General features: G+C 43.5%; 5 protein-coding genes and 2 pseudogenes. All 7 read right to left on the bottom strand.

Annotated elements, in window-relative coordinates; genetic code table 11:
• Nucleotides 1-180 (bottom strand): annotated as a pseudogene (locus ACJ28U_RS00085) (phage major tail protein, TP901-1 family); the annotation flags it as partial.
• A gap of 8 nt (nucleotides 181-188) precedes the next feature.
• Nucleotides 189-557 (bottom strand): hypothetical protein, encoded by a 369-nt coding sequence (locus tag ACJ28U_RS00080; protein WP_258257907.1) that lies wholly within the window; start codon nucleotides 555-557, stop codon nucleotides 189-191.
• On the bottom strand, nucleotides 554-916 hold the full coding sequence (locus ACJ28U_RS00075) for an HK97-gp10 family putative phage morphogenesis protein (protein WP_407617989.1): 363 nt from the start codon (nucleotides 914-916) through the stop codon (nucleotides 554-556). Before ACJ28U_RS00075 ends, ACJ28U_RS00080 begins: the two co-directional genes overlap by 4 nt.
• A gap of 2 nt (nucleotides 917-918) precedes the next feature.
• Nucleotides 919-1,203: a hypothetical protein gene (locus tag ACJ28U_RS00070; protein ID WP_258257903.1), complete on the bottom strand. Its 285-nt coding sequence runs from the start codon at nucleotides 1,201-1,203 to the stop codon at nucleotides 919-921.
• On the bottom strand, nucleotides 1,203-1,544 hold the full coding sequence (locus tag ACJ28U_RS00065) for a phage head-tail connector protein (protein WP_195318001.1): 342 nt from the start codon (nucleotides 1,542-1,544) through the stop codon (nucleotides 1,203-1,205). The genes ACJ28U_RS00070 and ACJ28U_RS00065 overlap by 1 nt, the downstream gene beginning before the upstream one ends.
• Before the next feature lie 10 nt (nucleotides 1,545-1,554).
• Nucleotides 1,555-1,839: a hypothetical protein gene (locus tag ACJ28U_RS00060; RefSeq protein WP_373566680.1), complete on the bottom strand. Its 285-nt coding sequence runs from the start codon at nucleotides 1,837-1,839 to the stop codon at nucleotides 1,555-1,557.
• A 12-nt stretch (nucleotides 1,840-1,851) separates the two neighbouring features.
• Nucleotides 1,852-2,362, bottom strand: a pseudogene (locus tag ACJ28U_RS00055) (phage capsid protein); the annotation flags it as partial.

The raw sequence follows: 2,362 nt of genomic DNA, 5'->3' as shown, positions 1-2,362 counted from the left end.
CGTTTGCTCGTCGATTGAGTCACCACCAATTGTCAACGTTCCGCTAGTTTGTGCTGCAGGCAACACTGCCTTGCTTCCTACTGGTGCGTTAGTAGCTTGCAAAAAGTACCAAATCATCTTGGCAAGGATTGGGTTACCCTTTGTTTGCTCCACACCGTTATCAATAAACTTATCTGCCATATTTCCTCCTAAATAATTGCTCTCACGCTGATTACAGCATGATAAACATCACGTCCGATTGAATTATCAAACACCGTCTGACTGGTGCTGACGTTAATTACACGTTTTGACTGTGCAATGACGCCACGCAACTTGTACAACGCATCTTCAAACTTGATACGACTATTCGCAGGATAGAAAACGTGAACCGACAATGACGTATCACTAGCCGCTAACCCTGTTTTCAACGCCAAGTCGTTATCAGTGTGATCACTCAAAACGACAAACGGTTCTGGCTGTTCTGGATCCGGTAATACACGGAACACTGGCAGATTAACCTGGTCAGTTACTCTCTTTTCCAAATCCTTCAATAGGTCAACAAATGGTGAATAAGTCAACGCATCCCCTCCTTTAACAAGTTTGATAGCATGGTGTACAAATCTTTTTCATGTGCTTTAACGGCAGGTCCCATGTAAGGTTGTGCCGGCGCTTTACGTGTTCCCATTTCTAGGTAAATTGAATAGTTTGCGGTTGCGATAACTTGCGCATTAAGTGCACCCTTCGGTTCAGCCATAATATGTTGTGAGAGATAACCCGTTTCCTTCGGCGCATTCTGATAGGCAGTCTTTTCGACTTTTCCGGCTACCGTATTGATAATACGTGTCGCCTCATTCTTAATAACTGCCGGTTGACGACTGAACCCCTTAACTAAATCATCCAGACCACTAAAGTTAATCGTTACACCATTGCGTCCCATGGTTACACCCCCTGTACAACTAGCACAGTGTTTTTTCGCGCGTTAATAACCGCCTGTGGCTTCCTAGTAACCCCATTGATTAAAACGTTCTGTACGCCAGAATAATGCCCTTTTAAATGAATAGCCACTGCATCTGATTTGTAGGAACCAAATACATTGATGTTCATCTGTGACGAAACACCAGTAACGTGCGCTTCAATCCAATCGGTTGTTTCTTCTTCATATTCATTGTCTGGGTCACTTGAAGGCGTCCTGATTGTCAACTTCACTCGGTTTTCATATCTCATCAATAGAACCTCGCAATGCCCCGACCACCACGCTTCTTACGGTACTTATTCAAGTACGTTGCGTAATCAGCAATATCATCATCACGCCATGACACGGACACATCACTTTCGTTAGATGACGTCTTACCTTCATCCCCAATACGGTTGTATCGGCGTACCGTGATTTCTCGCAGTACCCAATCAATACCTGTTGGAAACTTAATATCGGTGTCACTGTCTTGGTTGATATAACTAACAAGACGTTCCTGGCTGTCCGAAACAAGCAACGTCAGCAACTCATCTTGTAGCTTGTCCTTGATACCAAGCAATAACTTAACCTTACTCAAAGTATCTTCAGCCACGTGACACCTCCTAATCGGTAATCAAAGCCAACAAATCAGCCTTCTTAGCCGCCTTGTCGTAATCAATTCCTACTTGATCCAAATAACCCTTGATTTCATCAACTGTATTCTTATCAGTCGGCTTTTCAAAAGTTTCTTCAGTACCGTCGTCAACTTCCTCAAATACTCCGTGTTCACGCAAAAAAGCAACACGTTCAGGCGTTGGCTCCAAGTATCGTGGGTACATATCACCAGCGTTGTAATGCAATCCAGTTTCCAAATCGTTAAACGCTTGTACTAACTTAATTTGCTTCATCTAACCCCCCCTTTACAATGATTGGTCGTTAGTTGTATCTGTTGTCCCCACATTCAACGTTGCAGCAACCACACCATCAGGAATTTCAACGAACAACTTCATAGCACCAGTAAATGTTGCTTCAAGCGTCAAGTTTGATGTGTTCTTGCTTGATACAACAGCCAACAAACCAGTTTCGTCAGTGTAATCAACGAAGTATTGGCTCAAATCAGACTTTTGCATGTCCAAGTAAGCCAAAACAATGTTATCAACGGCCGTCGTGAATACCTTTCCTTCTGGAATTGAACCCAATGAAATTACCTTGTCAGCTCCGATAAAGTTTTGCAACAACGTCATACCGTAAGCGTTTGATGCGTCAGCTTGAATCGGCTTACCTGCCAAGAAGTTTGCAACGTCCATTGGGTTAACGAATGAAACCAATGGAGCACCTTCAAATTCTGGAATAGTTTGCAACTTCCCCCAAGACTTTGACAAAGCGACTTGCAAATCACCTGCCGTCAACGTGTTCGTTGTTTCACCCAAC

It is taken from the genome of Weissella sp. MSCH1 (assembly GCF_045799135.1).
In the GTDB taxonomy this organism is placed as follows: domain Bacteria; phylum Bacillota; class Bacilli; order Lactobacillales; family Lactobacillaceae; genus Weissella.
Note: the sequence above shows the minus strand (reverse complement) of the source record. Positions and strands in the feature narration are given on the sequence as shown.

Excerpts from the sequence above, each read along its gene's own strand:
- ACJ28U_RS00075 (WP_407617989.1), bottom strand. The coding sequence starts at position 916 with ATGGGACGCAATGGTGTAACGATTAACTTTAGTGGTCTGGATGATTTA.
- ACJ28U_RS00070 (WP_258257903.1), bottom strand. The coding sequence starts at position 1,203 with ATGAGATATGAAAACCGAGTGAAGTTGACAATCAGGACGCCTTCAAGT.
- ACJ28U_RS00060 (WP_373566680.1), bottom strand. The coding sequence starts at position 1,839 with ATGAAGCAAATTAAGTTAGTACAAGCGTTTAACGATTTGGAAACTGGA.